General features: G+C 66.0%; 16 protein-coding genes. 6 read left to right on the top strand and 10 right to left on the bottom strand.

The features are described from left to right. Nucleotides 1-45 precede the first annotated feature (45 nt). Nucleotides 46-648 carry a sigma-70 family RNA polymerase sigma factor gene (locus VGM20_09315; GenBank protein ID HEY4101062.1) on the top strand — a complete coding sequence of 201 codons (603 nt, stop codon included), beginning with the start codon at nucleotides 46-48 and terminating at the stop codon, nucleotides 646-648. After that, complete coding sequence (locus tag VGM20_09310) at nucleotides 629-1,543, top strand: zf-HC2 domain-containing protein (GenBank protein ID HEY4101061.1); 915 nt, start codon at nucleotides 629-631, stop codon at nucleotides 1,541-1,543. Before VGM20_09315 ends, VGM20_09310 begins: the two co-directional genes overlap by 20 nt. A 105-nt stretch (nucleotides 1,544-1,648) precedes the next feature. Here the strand turns inward: VGM20_09310 and VGM20_09305 are convergent, their stop codons facing one another. The 9 genes from VGM20_09305 to VGM20_09265 all read right to left on the bottom strand — a co-directional run bounded on the left by VGM20_09305 (nucleotide 1,649) and on the right by VGM20_09265 (nucleotide 13,482). After that, complete coding sequence (locus VGM20_09305; GenBank protein ID HEY4101060.1) at nucleotides 1,649-4,252, bottom strand: response regulator; 2,604 nt, start codon at nucleotides 4,250-4,252, stop codon at nucleotides 1,649-1,651. An 83-nt stretch (nucleotides 4,253-4,335) separates the two neighbouring features. Then, entirely contained in the window at nucleotides 4,336-5,634 is a 1,299-nt protein-coding gene (locus tag VGM20_09300; GenBank protein HEY4101059.1) for a hypothetical protein, read from the bottom strand. Next, nucleotides 5,634-6,236, bottom strand: a complete 603-nt coding sequence (locus VGM20_09295; GenBank protein HEY4101058.1) for a cytochrome c — start codon at nucleotides 6,234-6,236, stop codon at nucleotides 5,634-5,636. The genes VGM20_09300 and VGM20_09295 overlap by 1 nt, the downstream gene beginning before the upstream one ends. Further along, nucleotides 6,229-6,744, bottom strand: a complete 516-nt coding sequence (locus VGM20_09290) for a DUF3341 domain-containing protein (protein ID HEY4101057.1) — start codon at nucleotides 6,742-6,744, stop codon at nucleotides 6,229-6,231. The genes VGM20_09295 and VGM20_09290 overlap by 8 nt, the downstream gene beginning before the upstream one ends. Then, the gene (gene nrfD / locus VGM20_09285) at nucleotides 6,744-8,102 is read right to left on the bottom strand and encodes an NrfD/PsrC family molybdoenzyme membrane anchor subunit (GenBank protein HEY4101056.1); all 1,359 of its coding nucleotides are present in this window, start codon (nucleotides 8,100-8,102) and stop codon (nucleotides 6,744-6,746) included. Before nrfD ends, VGM20_09290 begins: the two co-directional genes overlap by 1 nt. Nucleotide 8,103: 1 nt before the next feature. After that, nucleotides 8,104-11,109 (bottom strand): molybdopterin-dependent oxidoreductase, encoded by a 3,006-nt coding sequence (locus VGM20_09280; protein HEY4101055.1) that lies wholly within the window; start codon nucleotides 11,107-11,109, stop codon nucleotides 8,104-8,106. Between the two features lie 34 nt (nucleotides 11,110-11,143). Beyond that, on the bottom strand, nucleotides 11,144-11,719 hold the full coding sequence (locus tag VGM20_09275) for a cytochrome c3 family protein (protein ID HEY4101054.1): 576 nt from the start codon (nucleotides 11,717-11,719) through the stop codon (nucleotides 11,144-11,146). A gap of 66 nt (nucleotides 11,720-11,785) precedes the next feature. Further along, nucleotides 11,786-12,595, bottom strand: a complete 810-nt coding sequence (locus VGM20_09270; GenBank protein ID HEY4101053.1) for a TrmH family RNA methyltransferase — start codon at nucleotides 12,593-12,595, stop codon at nucleotides 11,786-11,788. Further along, a complete protein-coding gene (locus VGM20_09265) occupies nucleotides 12,592-13,482 on the bottom strand; it encodes an NAD(P)-dependent oxidoreductase (GenBank protein HEY4101052.1) in 891 nt (296 codons plus the stop codon). The genes VGM20_09270 and VGM20_09265 overlap by 4 nt, the downstream gene beginning before the upstream one ends. Before the next feature lie 84 nt (nucleotides 13,483-13,566). Here VGM20_09265 and dinB point away from each other — a divergent pair, with 84 nt between their 5' ends. The 3 genes from dinB to VGM20_09250 all read left to right on the top strand — a co-directional run bounded on the left by dinB (nucleotide 13,567) and on the right by VGM20_09250 (nucleotide 17,075). Beyond that, complete coding sequence (dinB, locus tag VGM20_09260) at nucleotides 13,567-14,760, top strand: DNA polymerase IV (protein ID HEY4101051.1); 1,194 nt, start codon at nucleotides 13,567-13,569, stop codon at nucleotides 14,758-14,760. Nucleotides 14,761-14,834: 74 nt separating this feature from the next. Continuing rightward, a complete protein-coding gene (queF, locus tag VGM20_09255) occupies nucleotides 14,835-15,230 on the top strand; it encodes a preQ(1) synthase (GenBank protein HEY4101050.1) in 396 nt (131 codons plus the stop codon). Between the two features lie 6 nt (nucleotides 15,231-15,236). Then, nucleotides 15,237-17,075: an acyl-CoA dehydrogenase family protein gene (locus VGM20_09250; protein HEY4101049.1), complete on the top strand. Its 1,839-nt coding sequence runs from the start codon at nucleotides 15,237-15,239 to the stop codon at nucleotides 17,073-17,075. 19 nt (nucleotides 17,076-17,094) lie between these two features. On the opposite strand, the gene VGM20_09245 is transcribed toward VGM20_09250, so the two are convergent. Next, nucleotides 17,095-17,928, bottom strand: coding sequence for an ADP-ribosylglycohydrolase family protein (locus tag VGM20_09245; protein HEY4101048.1), 834 nt, complete (start codon nucleotides 17,926-17,928; stop codon nucleotides 17,095-17,097). A gap of 91 nt (nucleotides 17,929-18,019) precedes the next feature. Here VGM20_09245 and VGM20_09240 point away from each other — a divergent pair, with 91 nt between their 5' ends. Then, complete coding sequence (locus VGM20_09240; protein HEY4101047.1) at nucleotides 18,020-19,306, top strand: citrate synthase; 1,287 nt, start codon at nucleotides 18,020-18,022, stop codon at nucleotides 19,304-19,306. Nucleotides 19,307-19,409: the final 103 nt, after the last annotated feature.

Here is a 19,409-nt window from a genome sequence, read left to right as displayed (position 1 = left end):
GTTTTCGGCATTCCTTCGGGCCTCGGCGACTACCATACTACCTGTGTGTGCATTCCCTGCTACCCGGACGTCACCAAACCGACTATTCGTACACTTGCACTTGTAGCCAGGAGAACCGGAATGGCGTTCGATCTGGATGGCCTGTACCGGACAACCTACGATGCCGTCGTTCGCTTCCTCTACCGCAAGGTGTGGGATGCGGATCGAGCCGAGGATCTCGCCCAGGAAGTTTTCATGCGGGCGCTGGCACACCAACCTGAAAAACCACGCTCCTGGGTCTTCGCGGTGGCGGCCAATATCGCCCGCGACGAAGCCCGGGCTGCGATCCGCCGTCGCAAGCATCTGGTGCTCCTGACGCACGAACCGATCGCGTCACCGGCCAAGAACTCGGATGTGGAAGACGGCATGGATCACGAGGAGCAGGAAGCGGAAGTGAAGCGCGCGCTGGCCACGCTGTCGCCGCGCGATCGCGAAGTGCTCCTTCTCTGGGACGCCGGGATGTCATATCCCGAGATCGCCGAACAGACAGGTCTTGCCGTCGGAGCCGTTGGCACCACCCTGGCCCGGGCGCGCAAGCGACTCGTGGCCGCCCACGATATGATGGAGGAACACCGGGTTGAGCAACGTCGTGCGACCGCACATTCCTGAAGAGGAACTGCACGCCTACTCCGACGGGGAGCTTTCCCCGCCGCAGCGCGTAGAGATCGCCGAGCATCTGCTGGGATGCCTGATCTGTCGTGCGCAGCACGCCGAGGTGACCGAACTTCGTGCGCGCACCGCACGACTGCTCGCGATCGCAGCGCCGCGGACGGTCCGCGGACCGGCGATGCCGGCCTTCTCCGACGCCAGCCGGCGTCGGCGCTTGCCGCGCATCACAGCTGCGGCCGTTGCCGCGGTCGTGGGTGCCGGCGTCTGGTTCTCGTTGCAACCCGATCGGATCGCCGATCAGGGGACGCCGAGCCAGCAACTCGCTTCGTCGCTGCCGGCCGCCGACTTCCTGCTGCCCGGTCACGCCTCCAGCGATCGCGCCGCGTCGTGGCAGCGCCAGGTGACAATCGCGTCGCGCACCACGGTGCCGGCACGGGTCCTTCCGCCGGCGGTCGTGTCGACGCAGCCGCGTCCGCACCTCGTCTCGACCACGGCCGATGTCGATCCGGTCGTGGCGAACGAATGGAACAACGCTTCGTGGGATGACGCGCTCTCCGCCGGCGATGGATCGCTGGCACGCGTGGCTGGCCTCGCCGTGACCGAGGTGCGGATGCATCCGAGCACCAGCGGCGGTCGCCCGACTTTCATGGTGCGGCAGCAGCTCGCCGACGGCAACCTGGTCTGGGTCTTCGAAGGGCCGGTCGACGATGTGACACCGGTCAACCAGATGCTGCAGGCGAGCGGAATTGCAATGTCCACGCCGAGCCGTACCCATCCGGACTACGTCTTCGGCGCCAACGGCGGTGTGACCCGCCCGTCACGCATGGTCACGGTCGTGGGACATCTCTCGGTGGATTCGCTCAACGCCTTGAGTGGACGAGTCAAGCTGCAGTAGATCCTGGCAGTCACCGGACACTGCGTTACGGGCCTCCTCGCGGGGGCCCGTTTGCTTTGCCATGGATCTCATGGGAGTCCCGCGCCGTACGTCGCTCGCGCCGCCTCAGCTCCCGTCAAGGACGGCGTGGACCGCCCGCGCCAGCTGGTCGCGGGTGAACGGCTTCTGAAGGAAGCGATGGGACGCGTCGACAATTCCGCGGCGGATCACGGCGTCGTCGGTATAGCCGGAGGTGAACACGACACGGATGTTCGGATGGGTCGTCCGGAGCCGCTCGGAGAAGGTGCGGCCATCCATTCCCGGCATCATCAGGTCGGTGACGACCGCGTCGATCGTCCCGTCATGCGTCGCCGCGACATCGAGTCCGTCCTGGCCATTGGCCGCCTCGATGACCGTGTATCCCGAGCGCTCGAGCATCCGGCGCACCGCCCGGCGCACGGTATCCTCGTCTTCGACCAGCAGCACGGTTGCCGTGGCATCGGGAACACCCGGGAGCGGCACTACTTCAGGCTTTGCCTGGCTCTCCTCAACTGCCAGTGGGAGATAGACCTTGAACGTGGTCCCGAGGCCGACTTCGCTGTAGACCCAGACGTGCCCGCCGAACTGCTTGACGATGGCGTAGACCGTCGAGAGGCCGAGACCGGTCCCCATCCCCGGTGCCTTGGTGGTGTAGAACGGTTCGAAGATCCGCGCCAGCGTTGCCGAGTCCATTCCGCTGCCGGTGTCGCTCACGATCAACCGGACGTACCGGCCGGCGACCACCTCGACATGGTGCTCGGTGTAGGCATCGTCGAGATCGACAACAGCGGTCTCGATCACCAGCGTTCCGCCGCCGGGCATCGCGTCGGAGGCGTTGACGACGAGGTTGAGGATCACCTGTTCCATCTGGCTCGGATCGGCGATCACCGGCGCGTGGCCCGCCGCGAGATTGGTCAGCAGTTCGATATTCTCGAACAGGAGCCGCTTGAGCATCGGCTGCACGCCGCGCACGATGGCACTCAGGTCGAGCCGCTGCTGCTGGATGATCTGCTTGCGGGAGAAGGTGAGGAGCTGACGCGTCAGCGCCGACGCGCGCGACGCCGCGGCGCTGATCTCGACCGCGTTCTCCCGCTCTTCCGCGGGCAGTGCACCCTCCATCAGCTGCTCGGCGCACGCCGAAATCACCGTGAGGAGGTTGTTGAAGTCATGCGCCACGCCACCAGCGAGGCGGCCGATCGCCTCCATCTTCTGCGACTGCTGCAGCTGCTCTTCGGCTTCGTGGGCGCGCCGCTGTGCGGCGAGCCGCTCGGTGATGTCGGTCGCGACGACCAGCCGGACCGCCGGGCCCATCTGCGGCAACGGACGACCACGCGCCTCGACGTCGAGGATCGAGCCATCCTTCCGCTGATGCTTGATCATCGCCATCGTCTCCTCATGCGGTGTCATCGAGGAGATGATGCCGTCGAGCGTGCCGTACTCCGACGGCGGGTAGATGTCGCGCAGGTGCATCTGCAGGAATTCTTCGCGGTCGTAGCCGTACTGCCGGATGGCGGAGTCGTTCGCCTGCAGGAAGCGCATCGTGTTGCGGTCGTAGAGCCACATCGGATGCGGATTGTTGTCGAAGAGGAGCCGCCATTGCTCTTCCGAGGAGGTGCGCGCGGCAACCTCGTCCTCGACGCGATCGGCCATGGTGTTGAACGCGGCGCCGAGTCGACCGAGTTCGTCGTTCTTGCCGGGTGGCACCCGGACGCCGTGCCGCCCGGTGCCCATGGCAGCGACCGCGTCGGTGAGTTCGATGATCGGCGAGGTCATCCGGTGAATGAAGAGCCACGCCCCCGCGAGCCCGATCACGAGAATCAGTGCGGCCATCCCGATGAACGAACCGAGGAAGTGGTGCGCCGGGGCGCGGATCGCGTCGGCCGGCACCTCGAGCGCCACCACCCATGGTACGCCGGTGACGCGCGTGTAAGCGGTCATCCGCTCGTGACCGTCGGGCCCGTCGTACTTGGCCAGCGAGTCCTGTCTGGTGAAGTCAATCGGTGGCGCTGCCACCGCCTGCGACTGATCAGTCCATGCGCCGTTCGGCGACCCGACCAGCAATCGACCGCCGGCGCCGATGATTGCGCCAACCTGGCCGCTCGTGGTCGAGCGCCGGCTGCTGGAGACTCGTTGCCACACGACGACGTACCCGGCCAGCGCGCCGTCCTCGGCGATCTTGGCGATGATCGGGACGACCACCGTGTCACCGATCGCCTGGAAGCGACCGACGTGGCTTGAATCAGGGTCGTGGCGCGATCTCAGCAGGTCTTCGGAACCGAGCCGTTGCACTGCCGCCGCAGCAGGTCCGTCGACCGCGACTTTACGCCCTGAATCATCCCAGACTTCGACCGCGATGAGATTGGTGTCCGTCGGCAAGGCGGCGTGAACCGCTGCCACCGCACTTCCCGGCTGAAACGGCGTATCGCGGTGCACGATCGAATGAATCGCGGGTTGCGCAGCGATCAGCTGGGCGCGGCGGGAGGACTGCGAGACCTGCGATTGGAGGGCGACGGCAATCTGGGTGGCGAGACCGCTCAGCCTCGTATTGCCCGCCACGTCCACCGAACGACGGACCTGCAGGTAGGCGGTCCAGCAGAGCGCTCCGGTCACAAGCAGCAGAACTCCCCCGGCCGCGAGTGGAACCTTCCACTCGAGCGACATTCCGGAGAATCGCCGCCGTGACTCGGTCATGGCTTGCCCCTACTTCAAGAATCGCACCGGCCTGTCAGAGGCGGGGATGCGGAGGGCGGCGCGCCGTGTCAGCGCGCCGTCAGCTAGCCGACCTGGCTTTCATAAATCTCGCCGTGATGCGCCGCTTCCTTCTGAAGCGTGATGAGCGCAAGGCGGGGTGAAACCATCGGGAACGTCCGCGCGAAGATCGCGTAGCAGGTGAGGAAGAGTCCAAGGAAGAGACAGATCGGCCCGAGCTCGGGAAGCCCGAAGACCGGCCCCGCCGCCGCGGTGACCGACGGCGTCACGAGCAGGTACCGTTCGAGCCAGAGCGAGGCGAAGGAGATCGTCGCGAGCAAGCCGAGCGTGAGCGGCGCCTTCTTCGGTGCGACGCCAAGGAGTCCCGCGAACGGAATCAGGAAGACACCGATCCCGACAGCAGCCCCGACCGGGCGCCACGGCCCCCAGAGCCGCGCGAAGACGAAGCCGGTCTCCTCGTGCATGTTCCCGTACCAGATCACCAGGAACTGCGCCCACATCAGGTAGGTCCAGAAGACGGTGAAGCCGAAGCAGAGCTTGCCAAGATCGTGGCGCTGCTTGTCGGTGATGAACTCGCGAAGGTTGACCGCCTTGCGCGCGTACAGCATCAGCAACGCGTCGAGCATCAGCGCGCCGAGCCACGCCCCCATGAAGTACCAGCCGCCGAGCAGGTTGGAATACCAGTGCGGCTGCAGCGCCATGATGCCGTCGAACGCGACGATCGTCATCACGAACGCGTACAGCGGCGCGTAGATCGCCGCCGAGTGATAGATCCGGTCGTGGTTGGCCGCTTCGTCGTATCCCTGCAGCATCCGGTCGTAGCGCACCCGCCGCGGTCCGGTGACGCGGTCGCGCACCGTCACGAGATCGGGGAGGAGATCGCTGCGGATCATCCGGATTCCGATCCAGAAGAGCAGGCCGAGCCCGACGAACATCCGGATCGCCATCCAGCTGTGCGACAGCCAGCGCGCCTTGCCGGGAGAAAGCCCCGGGAGTGCTGCGGCCATGTTGCCGTAGATGTCGTGGTAGCCGACGGTCATGATGAGCACCAGACCGATCAGCGACACCGGGATGAAGAACGACGTCGCCTGCGAGAGGCGGAGGATCACCCCGGACCACTTGGCGCCGACGATCTTGTGCACGGCCGTGATCGCGATCGCGCCGGCGCAGATCCCGGTCCAGAAGATCCAGTTCACATGGAAGGCCTGCCAGGCGCGATGACTCCCGTCACCGAGCAGCGACACGATGAACAGCACCAGGCCGATCGCGGCGAGCACCAGACCGCTGGTGAAGAACGCGCTGTAATTCGCGTTCACGCTTCGCTCAGCGAGCTGATCCTTGATCTTGGCGAAGTCGGTGGCCATCAATGGCTCCCCTTGGTCGGTGCGGGTGCCGGCGGCGCCGGCGACTTCGCCTGCAGCGAGCGGAGGTAATCGACGACCGCCCAGCGTTCGTCGATGCGGGTGATCTTGTCGCCGTACTGCGGCATCCGGCCGCGGCCGTAGCGCACCATGCTGTACAGGTAGCCGTCAGGGAAAGCGCGCGCCTGCGCGGTGAGCAGCGACGGCGCGAGCATCTCCTTCACGGGACCGTTCCCGTCGGCGGCGAAGCCGTGACAGACGGCGCAGTAGGTATTGAAGACCTCCTGCCCGCTGCGCGAGTCGGGGCGCGTCGTCAGGTTGGCGGGACGCACCAGCTTCTTGGCGTACAGCGTGTCGAAGCCGTATTGCAGCTTGGACGGATCGGTGGTGCGCCAGTCGGCTTCACCGCCGCCCACCGGCACTGCGCCGGCCGGAGTGTACCGCGGCACGGCCGCGCTCGAATACGGATTCACCGACTTCGCCACGATCATGTGATCAAACCACGGAATGTGGTGCATCAGATCGTCGGGCGACGGAACGTCGTTGTACCAGAAGTTGCAGCCGCTGAGCAGTACCAGCCCGGCGAACAGGATCGCCTTACGCATCACGGGTCACCTCCACCGAGCCGTGGTGCACCAGCACCTGTTCGACGGCATTGGCCTGATCGGACCGACAGGGAACGAAGATCCCGATTCGGTCGTCGCTGAATCGCGGCGAGTAGGCGCGGCCCTTGAGTGACTTGCGCATCGACAGGATCACGATCCCGAATGCGGTGCAGAGCGAGCCGACCAGCACCGTCAGCTCGAAGCCGAAGACGACGTACGCCGGGATCGCCGCGACCGCCTTGGCGCCGGTGATCAGCGGCCAGTCGCGCGACATCCAGATCGTCATGCCGAAGCCGGCCGCGACGCCGCAGAGCCCACCAACCAGCGTGAACATCCGCACCGGCGAGACCGGATCGCCGATCGCCGTCTCGATTTCGTGATTGGCCGCAGCAGTGTAGACCGTGAGGTCCTTGAACCCCGACGACTTGAGCTCGCGGATCGCGTCGGCGGCGCCGTCGACGTGATCGAACGAGCCGAGCACTCCCGGAACCGACGTCACCGCGGCCATCAGTGCGCCCCCGCGTGTGACTTCCGGCGCGCCATCGGGATCATTTCCTTGATCTCCTGAATCGCGACGATCGGGAAGTTCTTGTAGAAGAGCGTGAACCAGAGTCCGAACCAGCCGAACGAGCCGGCGAGGATGCACCAGTCAGCCCAGGTCGGATTGATCTGGCCCCAGGCGTACGGCACGTAGTCGTTGGTCAGTGACATCGAGATGATCACCCACCGCTCGAACCACATCCCGATGTTGATGAAGATCGAGATGACGAAGAGTGCCGGGAGCGAGGTGCGAATCTTCTTGAACCACAGAAGCTGCGACACGAAGGCGTTGCAGATCACCATCGACCAGCCCGCCCACCAGTTCGGCCCGAAGACGCGGCGCCAGAACGTCGCCTGCTCGAACGGGCTCCCCGAGTACCACGCGACGAAGTACTCCATCGAATACGCGTAGAAGAGGATCGAGCCGGTCAGCAGTGTCAGCTTGGCGAGGTTGTCGAAGTGGTAGTCGGTGATCATGTGCTCCAGCCGCAGCACCTTGCGGAGCGGAATGATCAGCGTCAGGACCATGCCGATGCCGGAGTAGATCGCGCCGGCCACGAAGTACGGCGCGAAAATCGTCCCGTGCCAGCCGGGGATGATCGACATGGCGAAGTCCCAGGACACCACGGAGTGCACCGAGAGGACCAGCGGCGTCGCGAGGGCGGCGAGGTAGAGATACGCCCGGCTGTAGTGGCGCCACTGCGAATCGGCACCGGTCCATCCCAGCGAGAGTGCCGAGTAGAGCTTCTTCTTCCAGCCGCTCACGTGGTCGCGCACCGCCGCGATGTCGGGGATCAGCCCGATCACCAGGAACGTCGACGACACCGTCAGGTACGTCGAAATCGCGAACACGTCCCACATCAGCGGCGACTTGAAGTTCGGCCAGAGGAAGCGCTGGTTGGGGTACGGAATCAGCCAGTAGAAGAGCCACTGCCGCCCGATGTGAATGATCGGGAAGAGTGCTGCCGTCATCACGGCGAAGACCGTCATCGCTTCGGTCGAGCGGTAGACCGCGGTGCGCCACCGCGACCGGAAGAGATAAAGAATCGCCGAGATCAGCGTGCCGGCGTGGCCGATGCCGATCCAGAAGACGAAGGTCGTGATGTACACCGACCACATGATCGGCGGCGAATACCCCGCGATCCCGAGTCCGTACTTGAGCAGGGCGCCCAGCGTGAAGAAGAGCAGCAGCGTAAGGCACGCCATCGCGCCGGCGAGGATGTAGTATCCCGGCTCCGGCTTCTCGGTGATGGTGCGGACCACATCCCGCGTGACTTCCGCGTGGGTCTGCGTCGGCATGCTCGGATCGTGTGCGATCACCGCCATGTCAGCGCTCCTCCCCGCCGTGGAAGTCGGCCGTCTCGACATTCAACACCTTGGCGAGGTATGTCACCGAGGGCTGGACGTTGGTCGCCTCGAGCATCGTGTAGCCCCGCCGATCGTTCTTCCACTTGACCACTTCCTCGGCCGGATCCTTGATGTTGCCGAACTTGATCGCGCCCGACGGGCACGCCTGCGCGCATGCGGTGACCACTTCGCCGGTGCGGAGCCCGCGGTTCTCGAGAATCGCCGTGTGCTGCGCGCCGCGGATCCGCTGGATGCAGAAGGTGCACTTCTCCATCACACCGCGCACGCGGGTCACCACATCGGGATTGAGCTGCAGGTTGAGCGGCTCCGGCCATGCGATGTCGGTGTACTTGAGCCAGTTGAAGTAGCGCACCTTGAACGGACAGTTATTGCTGCAGTAGCGGGTGCCGACGCAGCGGTTGTACACCTGTCCGTTGAGCCCATCAGGGGTGTGATACGACGCATAGACCGGGCAGACCGGCTCGCATGGTGCCGCGCCGCAGTGCTGGCACATCACCGGCGAGAAGCGCGCCTGGATCTGTTCGCCGTCGGTGCCGCCTTCCCAGTAGCGCTCGATGCGCATCCAGCTCATCTCGCGGCGGCGGAAGACCTGCTCTTCACCCACGGTCGGAATGTTGTTCTCGGCGTAGCACGCCGTGACGCACGCGGAGCAGCCCGTGCAGCGCGAGAGGTCGACTGCCATTCCCCACTGCGGCATGTCGGTTGGCTCGTAGTCGCCGACTTTCGTCTGCTCGATCTGCCGCTCTTGCCATCCTTCGAGCGCCTTCTCTTCGAGCGCCGTGTTCTCTTCGGCGATCTTGAGCCCGACCGCCTTGTACGACTCCTCGGGCGTCATCCCCTTCGCCGCGTTCACCAGCGGCATCGTCTGGATGATTCCGCGACCGAGCTGCCGCGGCATCCCGTCGACACGCGCCGTCTTGTGATAATCGCCGGTGAGCGCCACGCTCACCTTGGTCCCGACGTACGGGAGGAATCCGTTGCCGTCGCCGCCGCCGAGCAGCTCGAGCGGGGTGACGCCGCGTCCCTTGGCGTACCGGCCGTACTCGGTGTGGCCGAGACCGAGCGGCATCGCCAGTGTCTCTGGGCGAACACCGGGGTAGACGTAGACCTGCGCGCGGATCTTTCCATGCGGCGACGTCAACTCGACGATTTCGCCTTCACGGACATCGATCTTCGCCGCGGTGTCGGGGTGCATTTCGACCCACGACTGCCAGGTGATCTTGGTGATTGGATCGGGGTTCTCGAGGAGCCACGGCTTGTTGGCGCCGCGACCGTCGTAGTATTGCATCGACGGGTACGGCATCAGGACATAGTCGCCGGTGCCGTCGAACGTCGGCTTGGTGTACGACACCGCCGCACCGGTCGATTTCGGTGTTTCAACAGCCACCGCCGGCCCGAAGACGCCACCCTTCCCGAGGGTCTCGCGCCAGCCGTCGGCGAAGTCGTTGCCGCCGAGCGTCTTCTGCCACTCGCCCTTGAGATAGTCCTCGAAGCTCGGCGCGTTGAACGCCGCGGCGGCGCCGCCGATTGTCTTCGATGCCTTGAGGATTAGATCCCCGATGTGCATCCCGTCGCGCACCGGCTCGATCACCGGCTGCATCACGCCGTGGACGCCGGCGCGCGGCATCAGGTCGTCCCACCGCTCGAGCCCATGGAGGCTCGGCAGAATCAGGTCGCACGCCGCAGCGGTTTCGTCGAGGATCGCCGCGGTCGACACCTTGAACGGCACCTTCGCGAACGCGTCGCCGAACTTCCCGCCGCGCGGCAGGGTGTACAGTGGATTCGAATCGTGCACCAGCACGACCTGGAACTCGCCCTTCCCCATCCGTTCGAACAGGGCCTCGACGCTGCCATATCCTTCGCTCTCGGCGGGTGCTGCCCCGAACTTCACCGTCTGGCCAACGTTCCCCGCCATCTCATTCAGCAGGTTGACCGCCTGGCAGAGTTCGATCGCGCCGCGATGCTGCGCGCCAACGCCGCCAGCCACCGCGAGCGACGGCGATGCGGCCACGAACGCGTCGGCGAGCGCGGTGATCTTCTGCGCGGTGAGCCCCGTTGCGGCAGCGACCTTGTCGGGCGTGTAGTCGCCCAGCGATGCGGCCCCGGCGTTCCCCTTCTTCGATCCGATGACCTGCGCCATCGCCAGCGCGACGAGCGTTTCCGTCCCGACCGGCACGTTGACCCACTCGTCCGAATTCGCTGCGGTGAGCGAGAGGCGCGGCCCGACAAAGACCGCCCGCGCCATGATGCCGTCGTGGAAGCCGTGCGACGTGGCGAATCCACGCTGCTGCTCGACCGTCGAGCCCCACGTTTCGAGATAGTCGGCGCCGAAGGAGATGATGTATTTGGCCGCGCCGAAGTCGTAGACCGGGAGATCGGTCCGGCCCCACGACTTCTGATTGGCAAGGCGCTCCGGCTCGCGCGAGAACGTCTGGTAGTTCGTGATGAACCCGCCCAGCGCCGACGTCCACTTGGTGAGGAGCGACGAGAAGGTCGACGGGCCGTAGCCGTTGATCACGGCGAGTTCGCCCTGCGCCGCGGCAACCTTTGCGGCGAAACGAGCGATGGCGTCATCCCACTTGATCGCGTCCCACTTGCCGGCGGCGTTCTTCGCCATCGGTCCGGTGAGGCGGTCGGGATTGTAGAGCGATTGCAGACCGGCCTGTCCACGCGAACAGAGGGTGCCGGCGTTGACCGGGTGATCAGGATTCCCTTCGAGCTTGATCGGGCGCCCTTCGCGGGTCTTGACGTAGATCCCGCAGCCGCTGCTGCACTCGGCGCAGGTGCTGGCGTACCACGTGGGGATCCCGGGGACCTGATCCTCCGACTGCACCAGATACGGAACCAGCTTCTGGACCTTCTCGGTCGAACATCCGGTCAGGACCGCGGCACCTGCGCCGGCGGTTCCGAGCACCTTGAGGAATTGCCGCCGGTCGACACCCGCACCTTCGGTTTGACCCGCCATCGCGGCTCCGTCTTCGGGATTCCGAGTCGTCATCTCAGAAATGACACTGGCTGCAATCGCGCGAAACTTTCCGCTCGATGTGGCAATTGATGCAGAAGCCCATGTTGTTCACGTTGTTCACCTTGTACACCTGCGCCATGCGGGCCACGTTGCCGTGGCAGGTGGCGCACGCCTGCGGGCCGAGCGCCTTGATATGCAGGTTGTGCGGGAAGTGGACGTGACGGGCGACGGCGTGGATGCGGACCCATTCGATCGGCGTCTTGGCGTACCACGCCTTGGTCAGCTTGCCGATCTCGGCCTTGTTCTGCGGCGTGCTTCCGGCGATCGAGAAGTGGCACCCCATGCACGTCTGCATGCTCGGGATCCCCGGTTCGTTGGAGACGCCAACCGAGTAGTGGCAATACTGACACTGCATCTGGTTCCGACCGACGTGAATATCGTGCCGGAAGAAGATCGGCTGGCGAGGACCTTTGAGTGATGCGGGGTCGACATTGGCGACGACGGGTTTTCCTGCCGTGGTCTGCTGGGCACTACCGCGGCGGAAGACAGTCAGGGTCGCCACCGCAGCGATCGCCAGGACACCAAGTCCCAGGAAGAGCCGTTTTCGCATATCGCTTGTCCACCCACGCAGTTGGGAGAGCCGAAAAAGTAGTGGATGTTCGAAAGCGGTTCAACCTCAGACTGGCGGCGGGGTTGATTCGGCGCCGCGTCGCCGCAGGACGTGGCCGATTTCGAGCCCGATGGCGCGGAACAGAGCGGCCTCGCGCGCGTCGGGATCGGCCCGGTAGAGGACCTCGCGGAACGAGCGCATCACCAGGTCGGGCTGCCGCGTCTTGAAAAACTCGATCTCCTCGAGCGCGGTGCGCCAGGTCGCGAAGAGCGCTTCGATCTGCGCCTGCGTCGGCGGCTCCGACGCCTTGCGCGGCGGCTTGAACGGGAGATCGTCGCCACCGCGCGCGACCCAGAGCTCGTAGCAGTAGACCGCGACCGCCTGCGCGAGATTGAGCGAGTTGTACGCAGGATTCGCGCTGATCGTCACCAGCGCGTTGCAACGGTCGAGCTCCTCGTTGCTGAGCCCCTTGTCCTCGCGCCCCGCCAGGATGCCGACGCGACCGCTGGCGCTGCGCTCGATGAGATCGGCCGCTCCCGCGCGCGGCCGCACCACCGTGCGCTTCGCGGTGCGCTCCCGTCCGGTGAGGGCGTGCACACAGATGAGGTCGGCGAAGGCTTCGTCGAGCGTCTCGTGAATCGTCATCCGATCGAGGAGGTCGGCGGTGTTGTGGGCCACCCCTTCGATCCGGTAGAGATCGACCTCGCACTCCGGAGCCACGAGGCGCACCGTTTCGAGGCCGAAATTCTTCGCGATCCGGATGCACGAGGCGAGGTTGACGAGATCCTGCACCGCCACCAGCACCAGCACCGGCGGCGCGACCGCCGACATCCCTGCCGCCTGAAGCTCCTCCGCCTCCCCTGCTCCGTCGTTCACCCGCGCAGCTCCACACCCGCCCCCTGCTCGGCGTCCCGGATCGGATCCATATAGTCAGCGGATTCTCCAAGCTTGGCCCGGAGCGCGCGCATCCGCTCCCGCGCCTCGCCGAGGACGGGATGCGGCACTCCCATCGACGTCGCCAGCGTTTCGGCGATGCCGATGTCCTTTTCGAGGAGCGCCAGGCGGAAGAGTTGCGGCCACGTCCCGGTCAGCACCCGCTCCGGGACCAGCGCCTCGCTCACGAACGACCGCCCGCTCGATGCGTTGAGGACCTCGACCATCGCCTTCGGCGCGAGCCCCGCCTTCGCCAGGGTGACGAGTCCCTCGGCCAGCGCGAGGATGTGGACCGCGAGCAGCGCATTGTTGACCGCCTTCATCGCGTGGCCGGCGCCGACGGGCCCGAGATGCACCACCTTCGCCGCAAACGATCCGACCACCGGGCGCGCCCGCTCGATCGCCGCGGCATCGCCGCCGCACATCACCGTGAGGCGCCCCTCGCGGGCAAGTGGCGGCCCGCCGCTCACCGGCGCGTCGACAAACTCGATCCCGTGCGCGCCGAGATCCTTCGCGATGGTCCGCGATGTCGACGGATCGCCCGAGGTGCAGTCGATGAGAAGGCTGCCAGAGCGGAAGCCGGCGAGCAATCCATCGGGACCGGCGATGATCGCCCCGACGTCGGCCGAGGTCGGCAGGCAGGTGATGACGGCATCGCTTGCGGCAGCGAGTTCGCGCGGCGTGGCGGCGATGCGCACTCCCGGGTGCTCGGCGGCGAACTGGTCGGCCCGCGACCGCGTGCGGTTCCACACCGTGAGCTCGTGCTTGGCGGCGCACTGGGCCGCCATGGGGGCGCCGATCGCGCCCAGGCCGGCGAATCCGATTCGCATGACACGCTCCAAAGAATGGCGCTGCAATCTATCCTTCGACTCCGCAGCCGCTGAGCGGCTGCTTCGCTCAGGACGAGGGCACCATTGTCCACCCGCTTCATGCACGTCGATCTCGACGCGTTCTTCGTCGAGGTCTGCCGGCAGCACCAACCCGAGCTCCGCGACGTCGAGCTGCTGATCGTCGGTGGGCGGCGCGAGTCGCGCGGCGTGGTGCAGTCGGCAAGCTACGGCGCGCGCAAGTTCGGCGTGCGGAGTGGGATGCCGATCGCGCAGGCGGCGCGGCTCTGTCCCGACGCAACCTTCGTCCGCGGCGAATTCACCCATTACCGCACGGCGTCGCGCGCGGTGCAGAAGGTGATGGCGAAACACGCACCGGTCGCGGTGATGACCGGCCTCGACGAGGGATACCTCGATTTCACCGGGACCGATCTCCTCTTTCCCGTCTCGCTCCTCGAACACGCCGAGCTGATCCGCAACGAGGTCGCCGCCGCGAGCGGACTGAGCTGTTCGATCGGCATCGGCCCCAACCGGATGATCGCCAAGATCGCCAGCGACTACGCCAAGCCGCGCGCGATCTGCGAAGTGCGCCCCGGATGGGAGCGGGCGTTTGTCGCGGGGCTGTCGCTCGCTGCACTTCCGGGAATCGGACCGAAGACGGCGAAGCGGCTCGCCGAGCGCGGCCTCTCCGATGTGGCACAGATCCAGACGATGCCGGCAGATGAACTCGCCAAGCTCGTCGGGCGCGACGAAGCACTCTGGCTGGCGCGCCGCGCTGACGGACGCGGCGGCACGTCGCTCCGCGCCCACGATCTCCCGAGGTCGGTGAGCCGCGAGACGACCTTCGGGCGCGACCTGACCTCGCTCGACGAGCTCGATCGCGTCCTCCTTGTTCTCACCTCTCGGATGGCGAATCAGCTTCGCGAAGAGGGACTGGTGGCACGGACGGTTGTCCTCAAGCTGCGCCACGGGGACTTTGTCACCGTCACCCGGCGCAAGACGCTCGATGCGGCGACGGCGCTCGACGCCGAACTGATGGCGCCGGCTCGCGCGCTGATGGGACCGGCATTCGCCGCCGCACGCGCGCGCCGCCAGGGGGTGCGCCTCCTCGGCATCGCCGCGACCGGCCTCGCCCCCGCCGATGTCGGCGATCTCTTCGAGGAACCGGACCGTACCCGACAGCGCGACCTCACCAGCGCGGTCGACCGGGTCCGCGCCAAGTTCGGTTTCGACGCGGTCCACAGCGGCCGGGTGCGCCCCAAGGAGCGCGATAGGAAGTAAATTTTGTTCCTCGACTGCGCAATCGCGCTGCGACTGCTCCGCTCGGAATGACACTACCGCAGGGGGACCCTAGCATGGCCACAGCCGAAGGCCGCACCATACCGTTCACCGGTACCGACGCGATCGACATCGCGGTGCTGGAGACGTTCCCCTATGACGGCCCGGTCCAGGAGATCGTCACCACCACCCGCGAATTCTCCGCGGTCTGTCCGTTCAGCGGCCTCCCCGATATTGCCGACTTGACGGTGCGTTACGTGCCCGGCGATTGCTGCATCGAGCTCAAGAGCCTCAAGTACTACATCATGAGCTATCGCAACGTCGGGATCTTCCAGGAACACGCCACCGCTCGGATCGCCGAAGATCTGCAGCGCGTCCTGCACGCGAAATCGCTCACCGTGTCGACTGTCTACAACGTGCGCGGCGGATTCGAAACGACTTGCTCGGTGACACTTCCCTCGCTCGCTCCGTGACGCACGATGTCCGGCGCCGCGAGCCCCGCCCACTCAGCTGACGACGCCCGCGCCACTGCCGAGGCGGCGCGGGAAACCGAGTGGCGGAATCCGAGCTTTCTTCGCGCCCTCTTCGATGGCCGCCTTCCCTTCTCGCTGATTCACCCGTTTCCCGAGCCTGATCCCGCCGACACCGCCCGCGCCGCACCGTTTCTCGAGGCGCTCTCCACCTTCCTGCTCGATCATGTCGACCCCGACCGGATCGATCGCGAAGGGCGGATCACCGATGAGGTGATCGAAGGGCTACGCTCAATCGGCGCCTTCGGGATCAAGCTTCCAATTGAGTACGGTGGCCTCGGTCTCTCGCAGCTGTCGTACACCCACGCGATGGGGCTGGTCACTTCATGGGACGGTTCGCTCACCGCACTCCTTTCGGCGTCGCAGTCGATCGGCGTGAGCGTGCCGCTGCAGCTCTTCGGCACCGATGCGCAACGCGCGAAGTATCTCCCGCGCATCGCCGCCGGTGCGATCTCTGCGTTTGCGCTCACGGAAGTTGAGGTCGGATCGGATCCCGCCGGGATCTCGACGCACGCCGAGCTCGATCCCGACGGCACGCACTGGATCCTCAACGGCGAGAAGCTCTGGTGCACCAATGGACCGATCGCCGAGCTGATCGTGGTGATGGCGCGCACCGGCAAGCGGATCACCGCGTTCATCGTCGAACGCGAATGGCCCGGCGTCGAGGTGGTGCACCGGCTGCGATTCATGGGATTGCACGGGATGCAGAACGGCGTGCTGCGCTTCACCGACGTGCGCGTTCCGGTCGAGAATGTGATCTGGGGCGAAGGGAAAGGGCTCAAGCTCGCGCTGACGACGCTCAACACCGGACGGCTCACCCTCCCCGCGTCATGCGCCGCCGGCGCGAAGCGCGCCCTGCGGATCACCCGCCGGTGGGCGAACGAAAGGGTCCAGTGGGGTAAACCGATCGGCGAGCACGACGCGATCGCGCAGAAGATCGGGACGATGGCGGCCGACACCTTCGCGATGGACGCGGTCTCCGACCTCGCATCGTCGCTCGCCGACCAGGGACGCAGCGACATTCGCCTCGAAGCAGCGGTCGCGAAGCTGTGGAATTCGGAGATCGGGTTCCGGATCATCGACGACTGCCTGCAGATTCGCGGCGGCCGTGGCTACGAGACTGCGGCGTCGCTCAGGCTGCGCGGCGAGCGTCCCGACCCGGTCGAGCGGATGTCGCGTGACTACCGGATCAACCGGATCTTCGAGGGATCGAGCGAGATCATGCGCCTCTTCATTGCGCGTGAAGCACTCGACACGCATCTCAAGGTCGCCGGCGATCTGGTCAATCCGAAGGCGCCGCGCGCCGCCCGCTTCAAGTCGCTCGCGCGCGCCGCGAGATACTACGCCATCTGGTATCCGCGGCTCTGGCTCGGCTGGGGCTGGTGGCCGCGTTTCAGTGGAATGGGACCACTCGCGGTACCCCTGCGCATCGTCGAGCGTCGATCACGCAAACTTGCCCGCACACTCTTCCATTCGATGGTGCGCTGGGGACCGAAACTGGAGCAGAAGCAGGCGATCCTCTTCCGTCTTGTTGACGCAGGCGCCGAACTCTTTGCGATGAGTGCCGCGATCTCCCGTGCAGACGCCCTCGCCCGTGCCGGCGACTCCAGTGCCGTCGATGTGGCGCTTCTCTTCTGCCGTCACTCGGCTCGGCGCGTCGACACGCTCCTCGGCTCTGTCCGCGACAACGACGACGCAGCAACGCGCGCACTCGCCCGGCGAGTGCTGCACGGCGATTTCACGTGGCTCGAACGGGGGATCGTCGAAGATCCAGAGGGAGCAGAGTAACCCGCTGCCGTTGTGCGGCTCAACCGAGTCGCGATGCCATCTTCTGCCGGCGCGACACGTCATCGCCACCGCCCTGCAACCATCTATCAGGCCACGAAGCGACGCCGTCCCGCGCGCCGGCGAGCGCGCCGAGAATCGCACCGGCGGTCGATGAGACGCCGGCGTCGACGAGGTTGTGGAGGAGGTCGACGCTCCGCGAGTGCCGGTCGAGCTCGCCCAATACCCAGGTCGCCACGGTGGCAGGATCGGGATGCGGACCGCGAGGGGATGGCGGCGGGATGTGCCGGTCGCGCGCCACCGCGCGGAACTGTTCGACGAGCGGCGCCGGTGCGTCGTTGGCGCGAAGGAAGGTCACCGCTTCCGGAAGGACGTCGCGCTGCCCGTCGATCAATGCGGCGGCGGCGACCACGATCGCCGTGGCGACGAGCCCGGTCGTCGGTCTCGGGTCGAGCATCCGCGCGACATGAAACGTCCCTGAGACCATCGCCCGCGGTGACGCCGCTGCGAGCGCCGCCGGAAGTGCCGCCGCGATCGCGATGGCGGAGGGCTGCGGCAACTGGTCGGTCGGCGCGTCGAACTCTTCCAGGTGTTGCAGCGCCATCGCCAGGATCGGGTCGGCATCGAGGCCGTCGCTGCGGTACCACGTCACCCAGCTCCGGCTCATCCGGCGCAGGTCGACGCCGCCGCCCACCAGTTCGCCGAGGAGGGCGTCGGCGAGGGCAATCGGGGCCCGCGAGCGCTCCGGCGGAGGCGGCGAACCAGCCGCCAGCGCCGCGCCGACAGCGGCTCCCACGAGCAAACCTTCGCGCCGGGACCGGACCGCGGTGGCGGCGTCGTCATCGGGTCGTGACATCGCGGGAAGATAAGGCGGCACTGTTTCCCGACCGATATATCTTCCACCCCGTCAGACAACCGTTTCGACGATCCCGCGCGGGAGGCGGACTGTGGCTGCCGATACCCTCACCATCACCGACAACCGGACCGGGAAGTCGTACGACGTCCCGATCACCGACGACACCATCCGGGCCCTCGACCTCAGACAGATCAAGGTCAAGGACGACGACTTCGGGATGATGACCTACGACCCGGCGTTCATGAACACCGCCGCGTGTCGCAGTGCCATCACCTACATCGACGGCGACCGCGGGATCCTCCGCTATCGTGGCTATCCGATCGAACAGATCGCCGAAGAGGCGACCTTCCTCGAAGTCGCCTACCTCCTCAACAACGGCGAGCTCCCCAACAAGGCGGAGCTCGACAAGTGGACCGAGGACATCCGCTTCCACACCTACGTCCACACCAACATCATCAAGTTCCTCGAAGGATATCGCTACGACGCCCATCCGATGGGAATGCTGCTCGGCATCGTCGGCGGCCTGTCGACCTTCTATCCCGACGCCAAGGACATCGAGGATCCGCAGAACCGCTACGTCCAGCGGGTGCGGCTCCTCGCGAAGCTCCCGACGCTGGCGGCGTTCCTCTTCCGTCACTCGCGCGGGTTGCCGTACGAATTCCCGCGCAATGACCTGAGCTACGTCGGCAACTACGTCAACATGATGTTCTCGATCGGCGGGAAGCACGAGCCGAATCCGGTGCTGCAGCGCGCGCTCGAGATCCTCCTGATTCTTCACGCCGATCACGAGCAGAATTGCTCGACGAGCGCGGTGCGTGCCGTCGGTTCGTCGGGTGTCGATCCGTTCTCGGCGGTGTCGGCAGGTATTGCCGCGTTGTACGGTCCGCTGCATGGCGGGGCGAACGAGGCAGTGCTGCGGATGCTCGACGAAATCGGGACGAAGGACAAGATCCCGGCGTTCATCGAGAGCGTGAAGGCGGGTCATGGGCGCCTGATGGGATTTGGCCACCGCGTTTACAAGTCGTACGATCCGCGGGCGAAGCTGATCAAGAAGGTCGCGGATGATGTCTTCGCGCAGACCGGCCTCAACAAGAAGCTGGAGATCGCGCTCGAGCTCGAACGGATCGCGCTGAGCGACGACTACTTCATCAAGCGGAAGCTCTACCCCAACGTCGACTTCTATTCGGGGTTGATCTACCAGGCGATGGGGTATCCGACCGATTACTTCACCGTGATCTTCGCGCTGGGGCGGCTGCCTGGGTGGCTGGCGCAGTGGGAAGAGATGATCAACGACAAGGAACAGAAGATCGCGCGGCCGCGGCAGATCTACACCGGCGCTGACGAGCGGCCGTTCGTGCCGATCGACAAGCGGAAGTGACAGCGTAGCGGCAGGCCACGTTGTCATCCCGAAGGGGCGCAGCGACCGAGGGATCGGGTCGCGGCGGGACTCGATCTACGGTCTTTAGTGCCGCCGATCTAGT

Source organism: Gemmatimonadales bacterium, from assembly GCA_036500345.1.
Classification (GTDB): domain Bacteria; phylum Gemmatimonadota; class Gemmatimonadetes; order Gemmatimonadales; family GWC2-71-9; genus Palsa-1233.
This window is presented reverse-complemented; position numbering and strand designations above follow the sequence as displayed.

Excerpts from the sequence above, each read along its gene's own strand:
- queF (HEY4101050.1), top strand. The coding sequence starts at position 14,835 with ATGGCCACAGCCGAAGGCCGCACCATACCGTTCACCGGTACCGACGCG.
- VGM20_09250 (HEY4101049.1), top strand. The coding sequence starts at position 15,237 with ATGTCCGGCGCCGCGAGCCCCGCCCACTCAGCTGACGACGCCCGCGCC.
- VGM20_09275 (HEY4101054.1), bottom strand. The coding sequence starts at position 11,719 with ATGCGAAAACGGCTCTTCCTGGGACTTGGTGTCCTGGCGATCGCTGCG.
- VGM20_09295 (HEY4101058.1), bottom strand. The coding sequence starts at position 6,236 with ATGCGTAAGGCGATCCTGTTCGCCGGGCTGGTACTGCTCAGCGGCTGC.
- VGM20_09300 (HEY4101059.1), bottom strand. The coding sequence starts at position 5,634 with ATGGCCACCGACTTCGCCAAGATCAAGGATCAGCTCGCTGAGCGAAGC.
- VGM20_09245 (HEY4101048.1), bottom strand. The coding sequence starts at position 17,928 with ATGTCACGACCCGATGACGACGCCGCCACCGCGGTCCGGTCCCGGCGC.
- VGM20_09305 (HEY4101060.1), bottom strand. The coding sequence starts at position 4,252 with ATGACCGAGTCACGGCGGCGATTCTCCGGAATGTCGCTCGAGTGGAAG.
- nrfD (HEY4101056.1), bottom strand. The coding sequence starts at position 8,102 with ATGGCGGTGATCGCACACGATCCGAGCATGCCGACGCAGACCCACGCG.
- VGM20_09265 (HEY4101052.1), bottom strand. The coding sequence starts at position 13,482 with ATGCGAATCGGATTCGCCGGCCTGGGCGCGATCGGCGCCCCCATGGCG.
- VGM20_09290 (HEY4101057.1), bottom strand. The coding sequence starts at position 6,744 with ATGGCCGCGGTGACGTCGGTTCCGGGAGTGCTCGGCTCGTTCGATCAC.
- VGM20_09280 (HEY4101055.1), bottom strand. The coding sequence starts at position 11,109 with ATGGCGGGTCAAACCGAAGGTGCGGGTGTCGACCGGCGGCAATTCCTC.